This window comes from Citrobacter sp. Cpo037 (assembly GCF_030332945.1).
Classification (GTDB): Bacteria; Pseudomonadota; Gammaproteobacteria; order Enterobacterales; family Enterobacteriaceae; genus Citrobacter; species Citrobacter portucalensis.
This window is the reverse complement of the sequence record NZ_JAOWGW010000073.1, coordinates 52597-71725: the sequence shown is the minus strand read 5'-3', so window position 1 is coordinate 71725 and position 19129 is coordinate 52597. Positions and strand designations below refer to the sequence as shown.

Genomic DNA, 19129 nt, shown 5'->3' with positions numbered 1-19129 from the left:
TTCACAACGAAATTACCCATGTTTCAGTTTAAGCGCCAATGATAGTGCATTCTGCGCTAATGGATCATGGGGAAAGATCACATCAGGCTGTAAATCATCAAGATGTTTGCCCATTATTGTGGCAATTTTGCCGGGTCTGGCGAATACCGTAAGACCTTTCATAAACAACGTATCGGTAACCCGTTGCTGCTCATCCAGCGCAATGGCTACCACCACGCGCGGTTTAAAACGCCCACCGGAGCGACCAACACCAACCCGACCTTGCTGGCAGAGTTGATCAAACGCCCGGTTAAAGCGGGATATTTGCCAGCCACCAAGCGCCAGTTGCAGGCACCAGGCGATAGCGGCGACGGTAATCAGTGCGGAAACCATTATGTACTCCTTTGATTTTGCCGGATAAGCGCAGCCGCCATCCGGCAATTCAACATTAAAACATCACCTGACCGCCGGTCACGTTGATGGACTGCCCGGTGCAGTAAGAGGCTTTTGGACTGGCGTAAAACAGCAGCATGTTCAGTACGTCCTGATAATCGCAGCCGCGCTTGAGCGGAACCTTATCAATGTAATACTGCTCAACTTCGTCTGGCTTAAGGCCAAGCTTGGTCGCATATTGCGGCAATAACGACTGAAACATCGGTGATTTCAGCAGATTACCGAGCATCAACGAATGCACGGTAATCCCGTATTCCGCCAGATCCAGCGCCAGCGACTGGGTTAAGCCCACGCCGCCAAATTTTGCCGCGCTGTAGCCTGAATTGTGTTTGCTGCCCACTTTCCCTGATTTTGAGTTGATCTGGATAATGCGTCCCTGCACGCCATCGCGGATCATCAGGCGTGAAAATTCACGTGCACAGAGGAAGTAGCCGACCAGATTGACCTGCAGCGAGCGGTCGAAATCCCCAAGCTGAAAGTCGCTGATAAACGCGGCTTTAGCGATACCCGCGCTGTAAACCAGCAGATCGACACGACCGAATATTTCATCCACTCCGCGCGACAGCGCCAGCACGCTCTGTTCGCTGGTGGCATCTGCGCCAAAACCGTACGCGGTACCTTCGCCAAACTCGGCGTTAATTTCTTGCGCGACGTTGGCAGCTTTATCGCTTTGAATATCCACCACCGCGACGCGGTATCCTTCTGTCGCAAGCCCACGGCAAAGGAATGCCCCCAGGGTCTGGCCTCCACCAATGACAACGGCAACCTGATTCATTTTTATCTCCTTCAATCTTAAGCAACAAACTTCAAAATACAGCCCGGGGCGATACCGTCCGGGACGGGGCCCGCAACGTGTACAGTGCCGGGGAATTCCGCTTCGCTCTGCCCGTCAAAGCGCAGGGTTATATGCCCGAGTTCACGTAAGTTTTGTTCCGCAACGCTGCCAACGGCGGTGACCGGGTAGTGGTGCTGGCCCAGTTCAAACTGGATCCCTGCTTGTAAAGAGCCGCTCAGCTCTCCGTGGCAATGGATGAAACAAAACTCTTCGATATCCGCTGGCGCGCCTTCACGAAAGGTAATCAGCATCTGGTCGCACAGTGCATCCGGGGCGCTCTGGCCGATACGGGTAATGGTGGTTTGATAAATTACGGTCATTTTTGAGTGCCCCTTATTGGTAAATAAAGCCAGAAACAAACCAGGCGATGAGAACGGTAGGCGCGCCGGTCAGAAAACGGCTCACCAGTACGGATGGCACGCCGACGCGGACCGTGTCCTGACGCGCTTCGGCCAGCGACAACCCAACCGGAATAAAGTCACATGCAGCCTGGGCGTTAATGGCGAACAGGGCAGGTAGCGCCAGATGTGGAGGAATGTTCCCCAGACCAATCTGTACACCGATCAGCACGCCGATAACCTGGGCGATAACCGCACCGGGGCCGAGGAAAGGCGACAGCAGCGGGAAAGAGCAGATCAGCGCCAGAGTAACCAGTCCCAACGGATGGCTGGCCAGCGGCGCGAGTCCATGGGCAATCCAGTCTCCCAGACCCGAAGCCATAATGATGCCGATCAGTGCCGAGACGAACGCCATAAATGGCAGAATAGTTTTCAGGACGGTATCGATGGTGTCGCGCCCGGACTGGAACAGAACCGCAACGGCTGAACCCATGCCCATTCCCACTTTTGCCAACAGGCCGTCGCTTTGTTCGGTAATCTTTTTACTGGTGTCGTAATCGCGACCGATAGTGCTGCTTGCAGGTTGCGGCGCAGCGGATGCATCGCCGACAATCGTGATGTTTTCTTCTTTCACGCCAGAGACATAGATATCTTCGACAATGTACTGAGCCAGCGGGCCGGATTTACCAGTAGCGTGAATATTCACCGTCGGTATACGGCGTTTGGGATAGATCCCACAGCGCAGTGTGCCGCCGCAGTCGATGATCGCCACACCAATTTCGTTCTCCGGCGGCTCGCCTTCTTTGAAGCCATCAATAGCCTGCCAACCGGTCAGGCTTGCTATCCTGTCGACTATTGCGGGGCGAGTTCCGGCGGTGATATAGACAATTTTCTTGCCCGGTTCGGCATCTAGTTCAAGCGGGCCGCCCCAGCCGCCGGTGCCTTTTTCAATACGAATACGCGTCATGATGTTGCTCCCGCCAGATGCACTTTCTGCTCAAGTTGAATGCCCATTTTTTTCTCAAAGATGGCGGTGGTGAAATCAGTCACCCAGCCGCGGAAGAAGTTGGTCACCAGACCGACCAGCAAATAGCTCACCGCTAGCGGGCCAAGCGGAAGCCCCAGCGTGGTCAGTCCGCTGGCGATCCCCAGATAGACGAACAGTTCACCAGGGTTGATGTGTGGGAATAAGCCGTTCATGGAATGGCAACTGTATGAGGCGGCGGCGTAGTAGCTGGGCTTGTACTTTTCTGGCATAAAGCGGCCCAGGCTCAGCGTCATTGGGTTACAAAACACAAATGTGCCGATGCACGGCAGCAGCAGATAGCGGGACAGCGGGTTTCCGGCGCAGCGCTGGGCAAAACGTTCAATGCGCTGCTGACCGATAAAGTTAATTAGCGCATTCATGATGACCAGCAGACTGATCAGCAGAGGCAGAATACCGGTTACCATGCCGGTAAAGACCTCTCCGCCTTTCTGGAACAACCCGATAAACCACTCAGCACCGAGTGTGATGGTGTCGATCATTATTCTCTCCTGTAGAGTTTTTAGTTATCTTGCCAAACGGTAACTAATTTTAATCAGATCGAAAGATTTAAAAGTGTTATTTTGATCTCAAAATGAAAGATAAATATTTTAATTTGAAAGATTGTGCGTAAGAGATCGCAAATGTGCCGGCCGGGGGGCAAGAGGGGGGAAATTCTGTGAAGGAGAGTGACTACTACTTCCTTGTATGGAGGAGGATGCTTTACCATACTTCTCCCAGGCTGAATTTGTTTAATGGATGTCTCATGTTCAAGCGTCGTTATGTAGCGTTACTCCCCCTTTTCGTACTGCTCGCTGCCTGTAGCAGCAAACCTAAACCTTCAGAGACTCAAACGACTACGGGGGCGCCATCCGGCGGCTTCCTGCTTGAGCCACAGCACAACGTCATGCAAACGGGCGGTGATTTTGCCAATAATCCGAACGCGCAGCAGTTCATCGAGAAAATGGTGAACAAGCACGGCTTTGACCGCCAGCAGCTGCAGGAGATCCTGTCGCAGGCCAAGCGTCTGGACTCGGTATTGCGTTTGATGGATCGCCAGGCACCGACGACTCAGCCGCCAGCCGGTCCTAACGGTGCATGGCTGCGCTACCGCAAACAGTTCATCACACCTGACAACGTGCAAAATGGCGTGGCCTTCTGGAATCAATATGAAGATGCGCTGAACCGTGCGTGGCAGGTCTATGGTGTTCCGCCGGAAATTATCGTTGGCATTATCGGCGTTGAAACGCGCTGGGGCCGCGTGATGGGCAAAACCCGTATTCTGGATGCGCTGGCGACGCTGTCGTTTAACTATCCTCGTCGTGCGGAATACTTCTCTGGTGAACTGGAAACCTTCCTGCTGATGGCGCGAGATGAAAGCGACGATCCGCTCGATTTGAAAGGTTCTTTTGCCGGCGCGATGGGTTACGGCCAGTTTATGCCGTCTTCCTATAAACAATATGCCGTTGATTTTAATGGTGATGGCCACATTAACCTGTGGGATCCGGTTGATGCCATCGGTAGCGTGGCGAACTATTTCAAGGGCCACGGCTGGGTGAAAGGCGATACGGTCGCGGTTCCGGCAAATGGTCAGGCACCAGGGCTGGCGAACGGCTTTAAAACCCAGTACAGCATTTCTCAGCTTGCTGCCGCGGGTCTGACGCCACAGCAGTCGTTGGGTAATCATCAGCAGGCCAGCCTGCTGCGCCTGGATATTGGTACCGGCTATCAGTACTGGTATGGATTGCCGAACTTCTACACCATCACCCGCTACAACCACAGTACCCACTACGCGATGGCCGTGTGGCAACTGGGTCAGGCGGTCGCGCTGGCGCGCGTGCAGTAACCGCTCCACCGGCCTACAGGACGATATCGCTTGTAGGCCGGATAAGATGCTCTGACATCGTCATCCGGCAGGTCTTATTTCTGCAACGGAGCAATTTTTGGAATCCCCCTCGTAAAACGTTCTCTCCATCCCCACATTGGTTATGAAAGTGCTATCTTGTCCGGCATATTTTTTAACTGACAGAGGCTGAAATGACTGACAGTGAACTGATGCAGTTAAGCGAGCAGGTTGGCCTGGCGCTGAAAGCGCGTGGGGCGACCGTTACGACGGCGGAATCCTGCACCGGCGGCTGGGTGGCCAAAGCGATTACGGATATTGCCGGAAGCTCCGCCTGGTTTGAGCGTGGGTTTGTGACCTACAGCAACGAAGCCAAAGCGCAGATGATTGGCGTGCGCGAAGAGACGTTGGCCCAGCATGGGGCGGTGAGCGAGCCAGTGGTGGTGGAAATGGCGATTGGCGCGCTAAAAGCTGCCCGCGCGCATTTCGCGGTCTCGATCAGCGGTATTGCGGGTCCGGATGGCGGCAGTGAAGAAAAGCCCGTGGGTACCGTATGGTTCGCCTTTGCCAGCGTGAGCGGCGAGGGGATTACCCGCCGGGAATGCTTCAGCGGCGATCGCGACGCGGTACGTCGACAGGCGACCGTCTACGCGTTACAAACCCTGTGGCAACAATTTCTACAAAATACTTGATACTGTATGAGCATACAGTATAATTGCCTCAACAGAACATTATCTACCACGTTTCGCGGTTTAACCCGAAAGCGGCATGACAGGAGTAATTAATGGCTATCGACGAAAACAAACAGAAAGCGTTGGCGGCAGCGCTGGGTCAGATCGAAAAGCAATTCGGTAAAGGCTCCATCATGCGCCTGGGTGAAGACCGTTCCATGGATGTGGAAACTATCTCCACCGGTTCGCTTTCTCTGGATATCGCACTGGGCGCGGGCGGTCTGCCAATGGGCCGTATCGTCGAAATCTACGGGCCTGAATCCTCCGGTAAAACAACGCTGACCCTGCAGGTTATTGCCGCTGCGCAGCGTGAAGGTAAAACCTGTGCATTTATCGATGCGGAACACGCGCTGGATCCGGTCTATGCCCGTAAGCTTGGCGTTGATATCGACAACCTGCTGTGTTCTCAGCCGGATACCGGTGAACAAGCGCTGGAAATCTGTGATGCGCTGGCGCGCTCCGGTGCGGTTGACGTTATCGTTGTCGACTCCGTTGCCGCATTGACGCCGAAGGCAGAAATCGAAGGCGAGATTGGCGACTCTCACATGGGCCTTGCGGCGCGTATGATGAGCCAGGCGATGCGTAAGCTGGCCGGTAACCTGAAGCAGTCCAACACGCTGCTGATTTTCATCAACCAGATCCGTATGAAGATTGGCGTTATGTTCGGTAACCCGGAAACCACCACCGGTGGTAACGCCCTGAAATTCTATGCGTCTGTTCGTCTGGATATCCGTCGTATTGGCGCGGTGAAAGAAGGCGACAACGTGGTCGGCAGCGAAACTCGCGTTAAGGTTGTGAAAAACAAAATTGCAGCGCCGTTCAAACAGGCTGAATTCCAGATCCTCTACGGTGAAGGCATCAACTTCTACGGCGAACTGGTTGACCTGGGCGTGAAAGAGAAGCTGATTGAAAAAGCCGGTGCATGGTACAGCTATAACGGTGAGAAAATCGGTCAGGGTAAAGCGAATGCGACCAACTGGCTGAAAGAGAACCCGGCAACTGCGAAAGAAATTGAGAAGAAATTACGTGAGTTACTGCTCAATAACCAGGATTCAACGCCTGATTTCTCCGTTGATGACAGCGGCGAAGACGTAAAAGAAACGAACGAAGATTTCTGATAATCTGTTTTGAATCGCATGTTGTGAATCACATATAGTAAAGGGCTGCATATCATGCAGCCCTTTTTCATTTCTGAAGGCTTACTATGACAGAAGCAACTTCCCGCCGTTCTGCTTATTCCCGACTGCTTGACCGCGCCGTACGTATTCTGGCGATGCGCGACCACAGCGAGCAGGAACTGCGGCGCAAGCTGGCCGCTCCGGTGATGGGGAAAAATGGACCAGAAGAAATTGATGCCACGCCGGAGGATTACGACAAGGTCATCGCCTGGTGTATTGAAAGTCGTTATCTGGATGATGATCGTTTCGTGCGGCAGTTTATCGCCAGCCGTAGCCGCAAAGGTTATGGACCAGCCCGAGTGCGCCAGGAATTAAACCAAAAAGGGATCGCACGTGAAGCTATCGAGCGGGCCATGCGTGAGTGCGAAGTTGACTGGGCAGTGCTTGCACGCGAGCAGGCCATTCGGAAGTACGGTGAACCTTTACCTGTCGATTTTTCAGATAAGATAAAGGTCCAGCGTTTTTTGCTCTATCGCGGCTATCTGATGGAAGATATTCAGGCAATATGGCGAAATTTTGACGATTGACCGCATACGGGATTTTACTTCCCAGTAAAGAAAACTTATCTTATTCCCACTTTTCGATTGCCAGAGGCGCAGTTTGCGTGCCGATGCTGGTAATGACATTTCGTTAGCTTGATTTCTTCAGGATAATTATGAGCAAGAGCACCGCTGAGATCCGTCAGGCGTTTCTCGATTTTTTCCATAGTAAAGGACACCAGGTAGTTGCCAGCAGCTCCCTGGTACCGAACAATGACCCTACTTTGTTGTTTACCAACGCCGGGATGAACCAGTTCAAGGATGTTTTCCTTGGCCTCGACAAGCGTAATTATTCCCGCGCAACCACCTCGCAGCGTTGTGTACGTGCGGGCGGTAAGCACAATGACCTGGAAAACGTCGGTTACACTGCACGTCACCACACTTTCTTCGAAATGCTGGGCAACTTCAGCTTCGGCGATTACTTCAAACACGACGCTATTCAATATGCATGGGAACTACTGACCGGTGAAAACTGGTTTGCCCTGCCAAAAGAGCGTCTGTGGGTAACCGTCTATGAAACTGACGATGAAGCCTATGAAATCTGGGAAAAAGAAGTCGGTATTCCGCGCGAACGTATCATCCGTATCGGTGATAACAAAGGTGCGGCTTATGCTTCAGACAACTTCTGGCAGATGGGTGATACCGGTCCTTGCGGTCCATGCACAGAAATTTTCTACGACCACGGCGACCATATCTGGGGTGGACCTCCGGGAAGCGCAGAAGAAGATGGGGATCGCTACATTGAGATCTGGAACATCGTCTTCATGCAGTTCAACCGTCAGGCTGACGGCACCATGGAACCGCTGCCGAAACCGTCCGTGGATACCGGTATGGGTCTGGAGCGTATTGCGGCCGTGCTGCAACACGTTAACTCCAACTATGAAATCGACCTGTTCCGCTCATTGATCGAATCCGTGGCGAAAGTCACTGGCGCAACTGATCTGAGCAACAAGTCTCTGCGTGTTATCGCCGACCATATCCGTTCTTGTGCATTCCTGATTGCCGATGGCGTTGTGCCGTCGAATGAAAACCGTGGCTATGTGCTGCGCCGTATCATTCGTCGCGCGGTACGTCATGGCAACATGCTGGGCGCGAAGGATACCTTCTTCTACAAGCTGGTTGGTCCGTTGGTGGACGTCATGGGCTCTGCAGGTGAAGAACTGAAGCGTCAGCAGGCTATGGTTGAACAGGTTCTGAAAACCGAAGAAGAGCAGTTTGCGCGTACTCTGGAGCGTGGTCTGGCGCTGCTGGACGAAGAACTGGCAAAACTGTCTGGCGATACGCTGGATGGCGAAACCGCATTCCGTCTGTATGACACCTACGGTTTCCCGGTTGACCTGACGGCAGACGTTTGCCGCGAGCGTAACATTAAGGTTGATGAAGCGGGCTTTGAAGCTGCAATGGAAGAACAGCGCCGTCGTGCGCGTGAAGCCAGCGGCTTCGGCGCAGACTACAATGCGATGATTCGCGTTGATGGCGCCTCTGAATTTAAAGGCTACGAGCACCTGGAACTGAACGGCAAAGTGACCGCGCTGTTTGTTGATGGTAAAGCGGTAGACGCAATTAACGCAGGTCAGGATGCCGTTGTCGTACTGGATCAGACTCCGTTCTATGCGGAATCTGGTGGTCAGGTTGGCGACAAGGGTGAGCTGAAAGGCGCAGGCTTCGCGTTTGCCGTTAGCGACACGCAGAAATATGGCCAGGCCATTGGTCACATCGGCAAGTTGTCTGCGGGTTCTCTGAAAATTGGTGATGCGGTACAGGCTGATGTGGATGAAGCCCGTCGTGCGCGTATTCGTTTGAACCACTCCGCAACGCACCTGATGCACGCAGCGCTGCGCCAGGTTCTGGGCACACATGTGGCACAGAAAGGTTCGTTGGTTAACGATAAACTGCTGCGCTTCGACTTCTCTCATACCGAAGCAATGAAGCCTGCTGAAATCCGTGCCGTTGAAGATCTGGTGAACGCGCAAATCCGTCGCAACTTGCCGATTGAAACGAACATCATGGATCTCGAAGCGGCAAAAGCCAAAGGCGCAATGGCACTGTTTGGCGAGAAATATGACGACCATGTGCGCGTTCTGAGCATGGGTGATTTCTCTACCGAACTGTGTGGCGGTACTCACGCCAGCCGTACAGGTGATATCGGTCTGTTCCGCATTGTGTCCGAGTCAGGTACTGCGGCAGGCGTTCGTCGTATTGAAGCCGTAACCGGTGAAGGTGCTATCCAAACCGTGCATGCTGAGAGCGATCGCTTAAGCGATATTGCGCAGCTGCTGAAAGGCGATAGCCAGAATATCGGTGACAAAGTTCGTTCCGTGCTGGAGCGTACACGTCAACTGGAAAAAGAATTGCAGCAATTGAAGGAACAGGCTGCGGCGCAGGAGAGTGCAAATCTTTCCAGCAAAGCGGTTGATATCAACGGCGTGAAGCTGCTGGTCAGCGAACTCGCGGACGTTGAGCCGAAAATGTTGCGTACCATGGTTGATGATCTGAAAAATCAACTGGGGTCTACCGTTATCGTTCTGGCAACGGTAGTGGAAGGTAAGGTTTCTCTGATTGCGGGTGTGTCTAAGGACGTGACAGATCGCGTGAAAGCAGGGGAACTGGTTGGAATGGTCGCTCAGCAGGTCGGCGGCAAGGGTGGCGGTCGTCCGGACATGGCGCAAGCCGGTGGTACGGATGCAGCGGCTCTGCCCGCAGCGTTAGCCAGTGTGAAAGGCTGGGTCAGCGCAAAACTGTAATAATTATAAGCGTAAGTCGACGCTGCGGACTTCAATCCGCAGCGTTTGTATCAACGCTATCGACAACGATAAAGTCAGGTTGAAGTTGTGTATATCGGCTAAACTTAGGTTTAACAGAATGTGATGCCGTGACTGCTTACACTTAGGTGTTTGTCATCGCTTACTTTTTGGCGTTATATGATGGATAATGCCGGGATACAGAGAGACCCGACTCTTTTAATCTTTCAAGGAGCAAAGAATGCTGATTCTGACTCGTCGAGTTGGTGAGACCCTCATGATAGGCGATGAGGTCACCGTGACAGTTTTAGGGGTGAAGGGCAACCAGGTGCGCATTGGCGTAAACGCCCCGAAAGAAGTTTCTGTCCATCGTGAAGAGATCTACCAGCGTATCCAGGCTGAAAAATCCCAGCAGTCCAGTTACTAAGGTTTTCGCGTCTCACCTCTCTGGTGAGGCGCAACCTGATTGAGTGACCCTTTTTCTTCTCTTTTCTTCTTCGTCTTCCCCATTTTTTCGATTCCACTGCGCGTAATGCCTTTTCCTGCGAAGTTTCCGTTTGCTCACTCCTTCAGGAAATTGCCAATTTATCTGTTGATAAAACACTCTTTTTGCCGTTTTTGCAGACTAATTGCGCGTGAAATGTGCAAACGATAAAAGCTCTGGAAAAATTGTTTGACTTATAAGTCCCAGAAAGTAATATGTGCGCCACGCAGCGACGATGAGCAGAAACAAGTTCTTCGAAGCACTCGCAAGAGGCGTGTTGGTGAGGTGGCCGAGAGGCTGAAGGCGCTCCCCTGCTAAGGGAGTATGCGGTCAAAAGCTGCATCCGGGGTTCGAATCCCCGCCTCACCGCCATTTGCATCCGTAGCTCAGCTGGATAGAGTACTCGGCTACGAACCGAGCGGTCGGAGGTTCGAATCCTCCCGGATGCACCATATTACTTGATATCGCTTTAGCAGCGATATCAAATCTGCAGTAAAGTAAGTTTCCCTGATGCATCCGTAGCTCAGCTGGATAGAGTACTCGGCTACGAACCGAGCGGTCGGAGGTTCGAATCCTCCCGGATGCACCATCTCTTACTTGATATCGCTTATCACGGTATCAGTATCGGCAGTAAAGCAAGTTTCCCGATGCATCCGTAGCTCAGCTGGATAGAGTACTCGGCTACGAACCGAGCGGTCGGAGGTTCGAATCCTCCCGGATGCACCATCTCTTACTTGATATCGCTTATCACGGTATCAGTATCGGCAGTAAAGCAAGTTTCCCGATGCATCCGTAGCTCAGCTGGATAGAGTACTCGGCTACGAACCGAGCGGTCGGAGGTTCGAATCCTCCCGGATGCACCATCTTCTCCTAAATAACAGCGAAACTGTTGTTTCATGGTCTGCGAGATAATCGCGAACACCAGGGAGGATAACGTTGCTTCAGCAACGGCCCGCAGGGCGAACACGAGTGAGTAATCCTCCCGGATGCACCATCTTCTCCCTCCCTCTAAATCATTTCCACATACTCTCTGAACACCCCTCAATTCGCTGTCAGCGACAAAATCAATCAATTACGATAAAATAACGTCTGGTCACTCGGCTTGTGAGAAGACGATGTACGAACGTTATGCGGGTTTGATTTTTGATATGGATGGTACCATCCTGGATACCGAGCCTACGCATCGTAAGGCGTGGCATGAGGTATTGGGGCATTATGGACTACGGTTTGATGAACATGCCATGGTCGCCCTCAATGGCTCCCCAACGTGGCGTATTGCGCAGTCGGTAATTGAATTGAACCATGCCGATCTTGATCCTCATGCACTGGCACGTGAAAAAACCGACAAGGTGAGAAGCATGCTGCTGGATAGCGTCCAGCCTTTGCCGTTGGTTGATGTCGTGAAAGCCTGGCATGGTCGTCGTCCTATGTCGGTAGGTACGGGTAGTGAAAGCGCAATTGCAGAAGCGCTGCTCGCTCACCTTGGTCTGCGTCGCTATTTTGATGCTGTAGTCGCAGCCGATCACGTACAGCACCATAAACCGGCTCCTGATACGTTTTTGCTTTGTGCCGAACGTATGGGGGTTGTTCCGGCTCGTTGCGTCGTGTTTGAAGATGCCGATTTTGGAATACAGGCGGCGCATGCCGCGGGAATGGATGCCGTGGATGTCCGGTTATTGTGAGTGATGGACTGTCGCTCCTGTCACTGTTTGCCAGCAGTTTTCTCAGTGCCACGCTATTACCCGGTAATTCTGAAGTTGTTCTGGTTGCTTTGTTGGTCTCCGGGGTCAGTCATCCCTGGGTCTTAGTCTTAACAGCAACAATGGGTAATAGCCTTGGAGGGTTAACTAACGTTATCCTTGGGCGTTTCTTTCCATTGCGTAAAACATCGCGCTGGCAAGAAAAAGCCACTGGCTGGCTGCGGCGCTATGGCGCTGTCACACTATTATTAAGCTGGATGCCGGTTGTGGGGGATTTGCTGTGCCTGTTAGCCGGGTGGATGCGCATCTCGTGGGGCCCAGTTCTCTTTTTCTTATGCCTTGGCAAGGCGCTGCGCTATGTTGTTGTCGCAGCGGTTACGACACAAGGCATTATGTGGTGGCACTAATTGTGTTGTGGGATAGCCTTCAGGGTAACCAATACCATTATGCTAATTAAAACGATTTTGACAGGCGGGAGGTCAATTTGATCCCGGACGTATCACAGGCGCTGGCCTGGCTGGAAAACCATCCTCAGGCATTAAAGGGGATTCAACGTGGTCTGGAGCGCGAAACGCTGCGTGTTAATGCAGATGGGTCATTAGCAACGACAGGCCATCCTGAGGTGTTAGGCTCAGCGCTAACGCATAAGTGGATAACCACTGACTTTGCCGAAGCATTGCTGGAGTTCATTACTCCACCCGGTGACGACATTGAGAAAATGCTCACGTTCATGCGCGACTTACATCGTTATACCGCCAGAAACCTTGGCGACGAGCGTATGTGGCCGTTGAGCATGCCTTGCTATATTGCCGAAGGTCAGGATATCGAACTGGCGCAGTATGGTTCGTCGAATACCGGTCGCCTGAAGACGCTGTACCGTGAAGGCCTCAAAAACCGCTATGGCGCGTTGATGCAGACAATCTCGGGCGTCCACTACAACTTCTCGCTGCCTATGGCTTTCTGGCAGGCGAAATGCGGTGTAACCGAAGGTGAGGATGCTAAAGAGAAGATCTCCGCGGGCTACTTCCGTCTGATCCGCAACTACTACCGTTTTGGTTGGGTGATCCCGTATTTGTTTGGTGCCTCTCCGGCCATTTGTTCCTCATTCCTGCAAGGAAAACCAACAACTCTGCCGTTTGAAAAAACCGACTGTGGGATGTATTACCTGCCGTACGCAACGTCGCTGCGCCTGAGTGACTTGGGCTATACCAATAAGTCGCAAAGCAATCTCGGAATTACGTTTAACGATTTGCATGAGTATGTGGCAGGATTAAAGCGCGCGATTAAGACGCCTTCCGAGGAGTACGCGGCGATCGGTCTGGAGAAAGACGGTAAGCGTCTGCAAATCAACAGCAACGTTCTGCAGATTGAAAATGAGCTGTATGCGCCTATTCGCCCGAAACGCGTCACTCGTCGTGGAGAAACGCCATCAGATGCGCTTCTGCGTGGCGGTATCGAGTACATCGAAGTACGCTCGCTGGATATCAATCCGTTCTCGCCTATCGGCGTGGACGAGCAGCAGGTGCGCTTCCTCGATCTGTTTATGGTCTGGTGTGCGCTGGCTGATGCCCCGGAAATGAGTAGCGATGAATTGCTGTGTACGCGTAAAAACTGGAATCGCGTGATTCTCGAAGGGCGTAAGCCTGGGCTGACGTTAGGTATTGGCTGTGAAACAGCCCAGTTCCCGCTGCCTAAGGTTGGGAAAGATTTGTTCCGCGATCTGAAACGCGTGGCACAAACGCTGGACAGCATCGATGGAGGAGAGGAGTATCAGAAGGTCTGTGATGAACTGGTTGCCTGTTTTGACAATCCTGAACTGACTTTCTCTGCCCGGATCCTACGGTCTATGATTGATGAAGGCATTGGCGGCACGGGCAAAGCGCTGGGTGAGGCATACCGAAATCTGCTGCGTGAAGAGCCGTTAGAAATAGTGCAGGAAGCTGAATTTATTGCTGAAACCGAGGCTTCAAAGCGTCGTCAGCAGGAGATCGAAGCGGCTGATACTGAGCCGTTTAGCGTGTGGCTGGAAAAGCACGCTTGATACAAAAGAAAAAGGCCACTCGGGAGTGGCCAAAATTTCATCTCTGAAAACAGGGATGATGATAACAAATGCGCGTCTTTCATATACTCAGACTCGCCCCGGAACAAAGAGTTCAGATTATTTTTAAAAAATTTATCGGAGGTGGCTAAATGCCGTTGTTAGATAGTTTTACTGTCGATCACACCCGGATGGAAGCTCCCGCGGTCCGGGTTGCAAAAACGATGAACACCCCGCATGGCGACGCAATCACCGTGTTTGATCTGCGTTTCTGCATTCCGAACAAAGAAGTGATGCCTGAGAAAGGTATCCATACGCTGGAACACCTGTTTGCAGGTTTTATGCGTAACCACCTTAACGGTAACGGCGTTGAGATTATCGATATCTCTCCGATGGGATGCCGTACCGGCTTCTACATGAGCCTGATTGGTACGCCGGACGAACAGCGTGTAGCCGACGCGTGGAAAGCGGCAATGGCGGACGTGCTGAAAGTACAGGATCAGAACCAGATCCCGGAGCTGAACGTTTACCAGTGCGGTACGTATCAGATGCACTCTCTTAGCGAAGCACAGGATATCGCGCGTCATATTCTGGAGCGTGATGTACGCGTGAACAGCAATGAAGAGCTGGCGCTACCGAAAGAGAAACTGCAGGAACTGCATATTTAGTCTTATTGATTAGCTGTTCTAGTATTTATATTAACCCCGGTTTATGTCCGGGGTTTTTTATTGCTTAATATAATGTGTGCTTATTATATTTGCGGCGAGAATACATTTTAATTTAAGTGATGCCTGACCTGTCGAATAATAAAGTGTGATCTGGTAAACAGAAAGAGGCGGGTAATTAACGATGCCAGAGTGTATTGATCACATAAACTAAAAAACATAAATAATTAATAGAAAAACATAATGGAATGCGCCAGATATCCGGGTAATAACAAGACTCTTTTAATAGCCGGTAGATAGGGTTTTTATCAAATCTTATCTGGTATACATTAAACTTTAGGGATGAAAATGAAGGCTAAATATTTGGCGCTGATGATCGGTGCTTGCTTTTCTCATAACCTTTGGGCAGCAAATAATATCACTATTGAGCAGCGTCTGGCTGAACTGGAGCAACGTGTTGTTAATGCCGAAAAACGGGCATCCGATGCTGAGGCGCAAATTCGCTCGCTGAAGGAGCAGCAGGTCACCGCTACGCCGACGGTGAATGTCCAGTCTGCCGAGCCGATTGCAGCAGGTGAAACTCCGCCTAAGCTGACATTATCCGGCTTCAGTGATATTAAGTTCTATGGCGATGTCGAATTTAATATGGATGCGGCAAGCCGTTCCGGTAGCCTGACATCGACGAGAACGTCAGCGAATAAAGATTGGGCACCAGGAACCAATGAACGCTGGGATATTAACGGACGCCTGTTGCTGGGCTTTGACGGCTACCAGCGGAGGGACAACGGTAATTTTGCAGGGTTCTCGGTACAGCCTCTGGCGGACTTGACCGGAAAAATGAACCTCGATGATGCCGTTTTCTTCTTTGGTCGTGAGAATGACTGGAAAATTAAGGTTGGTCGTTTTGAAGCCTACGATATGTTCCCGCTGAATCAGGATACGTTTGTTGAATATTCGGGGAATACAGCGAACGATCTCTACAGTGACGGTTACGGCTATATCTATATGATGAAAGAAGGACGGGGACGTAGCGACAGCGGGGGTAACTTCCTGCTGAGCAAAACCATCGACAACTGGTATTTCGAAGTTAACACATTGCTGGAAAATGGCAGTACGTTATATACCGAGAAGCAGTACCACGGAATGGATTTAACCAACGATAAAAACGTGGCTTACGTCCGTCCGGTTATCGCCTGGCAAAACGGGCGTTTTTCAACGGCGATAGCGATGGAAAGTAACGTCGTTAACAACGCCTACGGCTATTACCAAAATGGGACGTGGATCGTTCAGTCAGATCGTACGGGCTATGGTTTTACCATGACCTGGAATGGTCAAAAAACGGACCCGGAAGATGGCGCAGTGATTAACCTGAATACCGCCTATATGGATGCGACCGATGAGACAGATTTTACCGCTGGGGTGAATGCGTTGTGGCATCGATTTGAACTGGGTTATATCTATGCGCATAACAAAATCGAAGCCTTCAATGCTACCAATATCGATGCCGTTTGTGAGGATGATTGCTGGATCACCGATCCCGGCAATTATGACATTCACACTATTCATGCCTCATATTTATTCCCCAATGTGATGGATATGAAAAACTTTAACATCTATCTTGGTGCCTATGCTTCATGGGTAGAGGCCAATCCGACTAATGGTGATAACAGCGAAGATGCGCGTTACGGCGGGCGTCTGAGATTCAAATATTACTTCTGATTGTAGGTCTAATAAAAAAGGGATCCGCAGATCCCTTTTATCAGATAGTTAGTGTGCGCCACCACCACCGCCGCCCGCACCGAAGGGAGGTTTGGCGAACCACACCAGGCCAAGCAGGACCAGGAATATCCCCGCCGACATCCAGAAGATTTCGTTAGCGGAAATAATCAGCCCCTGATTGGTGATCTGCTGAGCTATCCAACCTGAAGCCTGCTGGTGCGTCATCCCTAAATCCTGCAGCTTATCGTACATAGCCTGTGCATTTGGGTTGTAGGGGTTAACAGATTCCGTTAGCTGAGCATGGTGCAGCGACTCGCGGTTCGTCCACATTGTCGTCGTAATCGATGTGCCAATGGAACCTGCCAGCGTTCGCGTAAAGTTCGACAAGCTGGATGCCGCCGCCAGACGCTCTGGAGGTAAGCCGGACAGCGTAATGGTGGTTAGCGGCATAAAGAAGCAGGCTACCGCGAACCCCTGAATAAACTGCGGCCAGGCCGACGCGCCAAAGTCCATACCCGGCTCGAACGTCCACGCACGCCAGTAGAAACAGACGGCGTACATTATAAAACTGAACGTCACCAGCCGACGCATATCCAGCTTGTGCGCGAAGCGGCCGATAATCGGCGACAGGATCACCGGAATCACCCCAACGGGCGCTGATGCCAGACCAGCCCAGGTTGCCGTATAGCCGTATACCTCCTGCAACAGCTGCGGCAGCAGGACGATTGCGCCGAAGTAGAGCATATAGGCCAGACTGATACACAGACAGCCGATGGTAAAGTTGCGCGACTTAAACAGCGAAAGATCGACAATGGGGTGCTCGTCGGTAAGCTCCCAGACGATCAGGAAGCTGATAGCAACCACGGCGACCACTGTCAGGATGATAATCTCCTGCGAGGCGAACCAGTCCAGCTCTTTGCCGCGGTCGAGCATAATCTGCAAACTGCCGATACCGATGACCAGCAGTGCCAGACCAATGGCGTCAATGCGCCGTTGCTCGGTTTTGGTTTCCCGACCGCGCAGGGTTTGCAGGGTCATCAATACCACCACAGCCCCGATAGGCACGTTGATAAAAAATATCCAGCCCCAGTGATAGTTGTCGCTGATATAGCCCCCAAGAATAGGACCACATATCGGGGCAACAATCACCGTCATCGACCATAGCGCGAGGGCGATGGAACGCTTGGCGGGTGGATAGTTATTCAGCAACAGGCTCTGTGACAGCGGAATTAATGGACCGGCGACAATACCCTGGATTACGCGGAAGAAAATCAGCATGTTCAGGCTGGTGGACATCCCGCATGCCCATGACGCAATGACGAAGGCGATAGTTGACCACATAAAGAGTCTTACTTCGCCAAAGCGTTTTGCCAGCCAGCCGGTGATCGGAATAGAGATAGCGTTCGCCACCCCGAATGAGGTGATCACCCAGGTCCCCTGGCTCAGTGAAGAGCCGAGGTTCCCGGCGATAGTGGGGATCGCCACGTTAGCAATGGTGGAGTCCAGCACCTGCATGAATGTCGCCAGGGACAGCGCGATCGTCATAATGACGAGCTGCGCGCCTTCCAGCGGTTTTTGCTGTTGCATCACACGCACCTTTGAATTAGCCCGCGTTGGCCCGCACGATCTCTTCGATCATCTTATTGACCGGAGCAAGGTTGATTTCACGTGCATTACTTTCTGATACCGGCGTGGTACGAACCTGGCTTGCCAGAATTTGTCCGTCACGATTTGAGGTATCTACCGTAACCAGCGTAGACAAACCAATACGTAATGGATGCTGTGCCAGTTGCTGTGCATCCAGTTCGATACGTACCGGCAGACGCTGGACGACTTTGATCCAGTTGCCGGTTGCGTTCTGCGCTGGCAGCAGGGAGAAGGCGCTGCCCGTACCCATATCGAGACCGACAACTTTACCGGTATATTTTACGTCATCGCCGTAAATATCGCTGATAACGGTCGCCGGTTGGCCGATACGCATGTGCGCGAGCTGTGTTTCTTTGAAGTTGGCATCTACCCACAGGTTAGTGGCCGGAACAACCGCCATCAGCGGTGTGGTTGGGCTAATTTGTGCACCAGGCTGTACGGCGCGACGGGATACATAACCGGTCATTGGGCTGACAATTCTGGTACGTTCCAGCGCCAGCCAGGCATTGCGCACTTCGGTAGCAGCCTGTTGCACAGCGGGTTGATCTTCCAGCTTGCTACCCAGAATCATCGCCTGGTTAGCATTATATTGTTGGATCGCGACATCAAGCTGGGCCTGAGCGCTGGCGACGGCATCACGAGCGTGTTGCAGCTCTTCGCGGCCAATCAGGTTGGCATTGCCCAGCGGAACTCGGCGATTAAAGTCGCTTTGTGCCTGCGCCAGTGCGGTTTTCTGCACTTCAATGCTTGCCTGTAACTGCTTGCTGTTGATCATCAACTGGTGCGTCTGACGCACGCTGGAAGCCAGCGCAGTTTTGGCTTTTTCAAATGCCTGCTTTGCGTCCGTCTGGTCGAGGGTGACCAGCACATCGCCTTGTTTTACAAAGTCAGTGTTATCAGCCCAGACTTTCGTCACGCTGCCTGATACCTGAGCCATGATTTGAACCTGGTTCCCTGCCACGTACGCATCGTCTGTCTCTTCGACATGACGAAGTACTAAAAACCAATAAATCCCATATGCCACGGCAATGATAATAAAGAGCAAGGTCAGAAGGAGCAGCATACTTTTACGTTTGCCATTCTTCTTGACCGGTTGCTGCGGGGTTTGAGTCTCCGCATTTGCGCTCATGTTGTTCTCCACGATCTTATTTTTTTCACATCGGCTGAGCCGACCTGTTTATCAGACAGGCCAGCAGTATGCGTGCTGGCCTGTCG

At 52.0% G+C, this 19129-nt stretch carries 18 protein-coding genes and 5 tRNA genes; 16 read left to right on the top strand and 7 right to left on the bottom strand.

Going from position 1 to position 19129, the window contains the following annotated elements:
* Nucleotides 1-12: 12 nt before the first annotated feature.
* Genes gutM through srlA form a run of 5 tightly spaced genes read right to left on the bottom strand, consistent with a single transcriptional unit; the run spans nucleotide 13 to nucleotide 3132 of the window.
* On the bottom strand, nucleotides 13-372 hold the full coding sequence (gene gutM / locus OGX94_RS19065) for a transcriptional regulator GutM (RefSeq protein ID WP_003825941.1): 360 nt from the start codon (nucleotides 370-372) through the stop codon (nucleotides 13-15).
* A gap of 55 nt (nucleotides 373-427) precedes the next feature.
* Nucleotides 428-1207, bottom strand: a complete 780-nt coding sequence (gene srlD / locus OGX94_RS19060; protein WP_003037345.1) for a sorbitol-6-phosphate dehydrogenase — start codon at nucleotides 1205-1207, stop codon at nucleotides 428-430.
* Between the two features lie 17 nt (nucleotides 1208-1224).
* Nucleotides 1225-1587 carry a PTS glucitol/sorbitol transporter subunit IIA gene (gene srlB, locus OGX94_RS19055; RefSeq protein WP_123268084.1) on the bottom strand — a complete coding sequence of 121 codons (363 nt, stop codon included), beginning with the start codon at nucleotides 1585-1587 and terminating at the stop codon, nucleotides 1225-1227.
* Nucleotides 1588-1600: 13 nt separating this feature from the next.
* On the bottom strand, nucleotides 1601-2572 hold the full coding sequence (gene srlE, locus OGX94_RS19050; RefSeq protein WP_063940975.1) for a PTS glucitol/sorbitol transporter subunit IIB: 972 nt from the start codon (nucleotides 2570-2572) through the stop codon (nucleotides 1601-1603).
* Nucleotides 2569-3132, bottom strand: a complete 564-nt coding sequence (gene srlA, locus OGX94_RS19045; RefSeq protein ID WP_003825953.1) for a PTS glucitol/sorbitol transporter subunit IIC — start codon at nucleotides 3130-3132, stop codon at nucleotides 2569-2571. The genes srlE and srlA overlap by 4 nt, the downstream gene beginning before the upstream one ends.
* A 263-nt stretch (nucleotides 3133-3395) precedes the next feature.
* On the opposite strand from srlA, the gene mltB reads away from it, so the two are divergent.
* From mltB to OGX94_RS18965, 16 genes are all read left to right on the top strand, one after another.
* Nucleotides 3396-4475 (top strand): lytic murein transglycosylase B, encoded by a 1080-nt coding sequence (mltB, locus tag OGX94_RS19040; RefSeq protein WP_003037336.1) that lies wholly within the window; start codon nucleotides 3396-3398, stop codon nucleotides 4473-4475.
* Nucleotides 4476-4666: 191 nt separating this feature from the next.
* Complete coding sequence (gene pncC, locus OGX94_RS19035; protein ID WP_003825955.1) at nucleotides 4667-5164, top strand: nicotinamide-nucleotide amidase; 498 nt, start codon at nucleotides 4667-4669, stop codon at nucleotides 5162-5164.
* Nucleotides 5165-5256: 92 nt separating this feature from the next.
* The gene (gene recA, locus OGX94_RS19030) at nucleotides 5257-6321 is read left to right on the top strand and encodes a recombinase RecA (RefSeq protein WP_003037330.1); all 1065 of its coding nucleotides are present in this window, start codon (nucleotides 5257-5259) and stop codon (nucleotides 6319-6321) included.
* 86 nt (nucleotides 6322-6407) lie between these two features.
* The gene (recX, locus tag OGX94_RS19025; protein WP_003825957.1) at nucleotides 6408-6908 is read left to right on the top strand and encodes a recombination regulator RecX; all 501 of its coding nucleotides are present in this window, start codon (nucleotides 6408-6410) and stop codon (nucleotides 6906-6908) included.
* A 128-nt stretch (nucleotides 6909-7036) separates the two neighbouring features.
* On the top strand, nucleotides 7037-9664 hold the full coding sequence (gene alaS, locus OGX94_RS19020) for an alanine--tRNA ligase (protein WP_003825959.1): 2628 nt from the start codon (nucleotides 7037-7039) through the stop codon (nucleotides 9662-9664).
* Between the two features lie 238 nt (nucleotides 9665-9902).
* Complete coding sequence (csrA, locus tag OGX94_RS19015) at nucleotides 9903-10088, top strand: carbon storage regulator CsrA (protein WP_000906486.1); 186 nt, start codon at nucleotides 9903-9905, stop codon at nucleotides 10086-10088.
* A 336-nt stretch (nucleotides 10089-10424) separates the two neighbouring features.
* A tRNA-Ser gene (locus OGX94_RS19010) sits at nucleotides 10425-10517 on the top strand.
* A gap of 3 nt (nucleotides 10518-10520) precedes the next feature.
* A tRNA-Arg gene (locus OGX94_RS19005) sits at nucleotides 10521-10597 on the top strand.
* A 60-nt stretch (nucleotides 10598-10657) separates the two neighbouring features.
* A tRNA-Arg gene (locus OGX94_RS19000) sits at nucleotides 10658-10734 on the top strand.
* Nucleotides 10735-10794: 60 nt separating this feature from the next.
* Nucleotides 10795-10871, top strand: a tRNA-Arg gene (locus OGX94_RS18995).
* A gap of 60 nt (nucleotides 10872-10931) precedes the next feature.
* Nucleotides 10932-11008 (top strand) — tRNA-Arg (locus OGX94_RS18990).
* 252 nt (nucleotides 11009-11260) lie between these two features.
* Nucleotides 11261-11827 (top strand): fructose-1-phosphate/6-phosphogluconate phosphatase, encoded by a 567-nt coding sequence (gene yqaB / locus OGX94_RS18985; protein ID WP_003825960.1) that lies wholly within the window; start codon nucleotides 11261-11263, stop codon nucleotides 11825-11827.
* Nucleotides 11824-12252, top strand: coding sequence for a YqaA family protein (locus OGX94_RS18980; RefSeq protein WP_003825961.1), 429 nt, complete (start codon nucleotides 11824-11826; stop codon nucleotides 12250-12252). The genes yqaB and OGX94_RS18980 overlap by 4 nt, the downstream gene beginning before the upstream one ends.
* Nucleotides 12253-12329: 77 nt before the next feature.
* A complete protein-coding gene (gene gshA, locus OGX94_RS18975) occupies nucleotides 12330-13886 on the top strand; it encodes a glutamate--cysteine ligase (protein WP_008785615.1) in 1557 nt (518 codons plus the stop codon).
* Nucleotides 13887-14035: 149 nt separating this feature from the next.
* A complete protein-coding gene (luxS, locus tag OGX94_RS18970) occupies nucleotides 14036-14551 on the top strand; it encodes an S-ribosylhomocysteine lyase (protein ID WP_003037312.1) in 516 nt (171 codons plus the stop codon).
* Between the two features lie 345 nt (nucleotides 14552-14896).
* Entirely contained in the window at nucleotides 14897-16267 is a 1371-nt protein-coding gene (locus OGX94_RS18965; RefSeq protein WP_257662028.1) for a carbohydrate porin, read from the top strand.
* A 48-nt stretch (nucleotides 16268-16315) separates the two neighbouring features.
* Here the strand turns inward: OGX94_RS18965 and emrB are convergent, their stop codons facing one another.
* Together emrB and emrA are read right to left on the bottom strand one after the other, a co-directional pair.
* A complete protein-coding gene (gene emrB, locus OGX94_RS18960; RefSeq protein ID WP_003825966.1) occupies nucleotides 16316-17854 on the bottom strand; it encodes a multidrug efflux MFS transporter permease subunit EmrB in 1539 nt (512 codons plus the stop codon).
* A 16-nt stretch (nucleotides 17855-17870) separates the two neighbouring features.
* Entirely contained in the window at nucleotides 17871-19043 is a 1173-nt protein-coding gene (gene emrA / locus OGX94_RS18955) for a multidrug efflux MFS transporter periplasmic adaptor subunit EmrA (RefSeq protein WP_003825968.1), read from the bottom strand.
* Between the last annotated feature and the right edge of the window lie 86 nt (nucleotides 19044-19129).

Excerpts from the sequence above, each read along its gene's own strand:
- gutM (WP_003825941.1), bottom strand. The coding sequence starts at position 372 with ATGGTTTCCGCACTGATTACCGTCGCCGCTATCGCCTGGTGCCTGCAA.
- csrA (WP_000906486.1), top strand. The coding sequence starts at position 9,903 with ATGCTGATTCTGACTCGTCGAGTTGGTGAGACCCTCATGATAGGCGAT.
- luxS (WP_003037312.1), top strand. The coding sequence starts at position 14,036 with ATGCCGTTGTTAGATAGTTTTACTGTCGATCACACCCGGATGGAAGCT.
- pncC (WP_003825955.1), top strand. The coding sequence starts at position 4,667 with ATGACTGACAGTGAACTGATGCAGTTAAGCGAGCAGGTTGGCCTGGCG.
- emrA (WP_003825968.1), bottom strand. The coding sequence starts at position 19,043 with ATGAGCGCAAATGCGGAGACTCAAACCCCGCAGCAACCGGTCAAGAAG.
- srlE (WP_063940975.1), bottom strand. The coding sequence starts at position 2,572 with ATGACGCGTATTCGTATTGAAAAAGGCACCGGCGGCTGGGGCGGCCCG.
- emrB (WP_003825966.1), bottom strand. The coding sequence starts at position 17,854 with ATGCAACAGCAAAAACCGCTGGAAGGCGCGCAGCTCGTCATTATGACG.
- mltB (WP_003037336.1), top strand. The coding sequence starts at position 3,396 with ATGTTCAAGCGTCGTTATGTAGCGTTACTCCCCCTTTTCGTACTGCTC.
- srlD (WP_003037345.1), bottom strand. The coding sequence starts at position 1,207 with ATGAATCAGGTTGCCGTTGTCATTGGTGGAGGCCAGACCCTGGGGGCA.
- yqaB (WP_003825960.1), top strand. The coding sequence starts at position 11,261 with ATGTACGAACGTTATGCGGGTTTGATTTTTGATATGGATGGTACCATC.
- OGX94_RS18965 (WP_257662028.1), top strand. The coding sequence starts at position 14,897 with ATGAAGGCTAAATATTTGGCGCTGATGATCGGTGCTTGCTTTTCTCAT.
- alaS (WP_003825959.1), top strand. The coding sequence starts at position 7,037 with ATGAGCAAGAGCACCGCTGAGATCCGTCAGGCGTTTCTCGATTTTTTC.
- recX (WP_003825957.1), top strand. The coding sequence starts at position 6,408 with ATGACAGAAGCAACTTCCCGCCGTTCTGCTTATTCCCGACTGCTTGAC.
- srlB (WP_123268084.1), bottom strand. The coding sequence starts at position 1,587 with ATGACCGTAATTTATCAAACCACCATTACCCGTATCGGCCAGAGCGCC.
- recA (WP_003037330.1), top strand. The coding sequence starts at position 5,257 with ATGGCTATCGACGAAAACAAACAGAAAGCGTTGGCGGCAGCGCTGGGT.
- srlA (WP_003825953.1), bottom strand. The coding sequence starts at position 3,132 with ATGATCGACACCATCACACTCGGTGCTGAGTGGTTTATCGGGTTGTTC.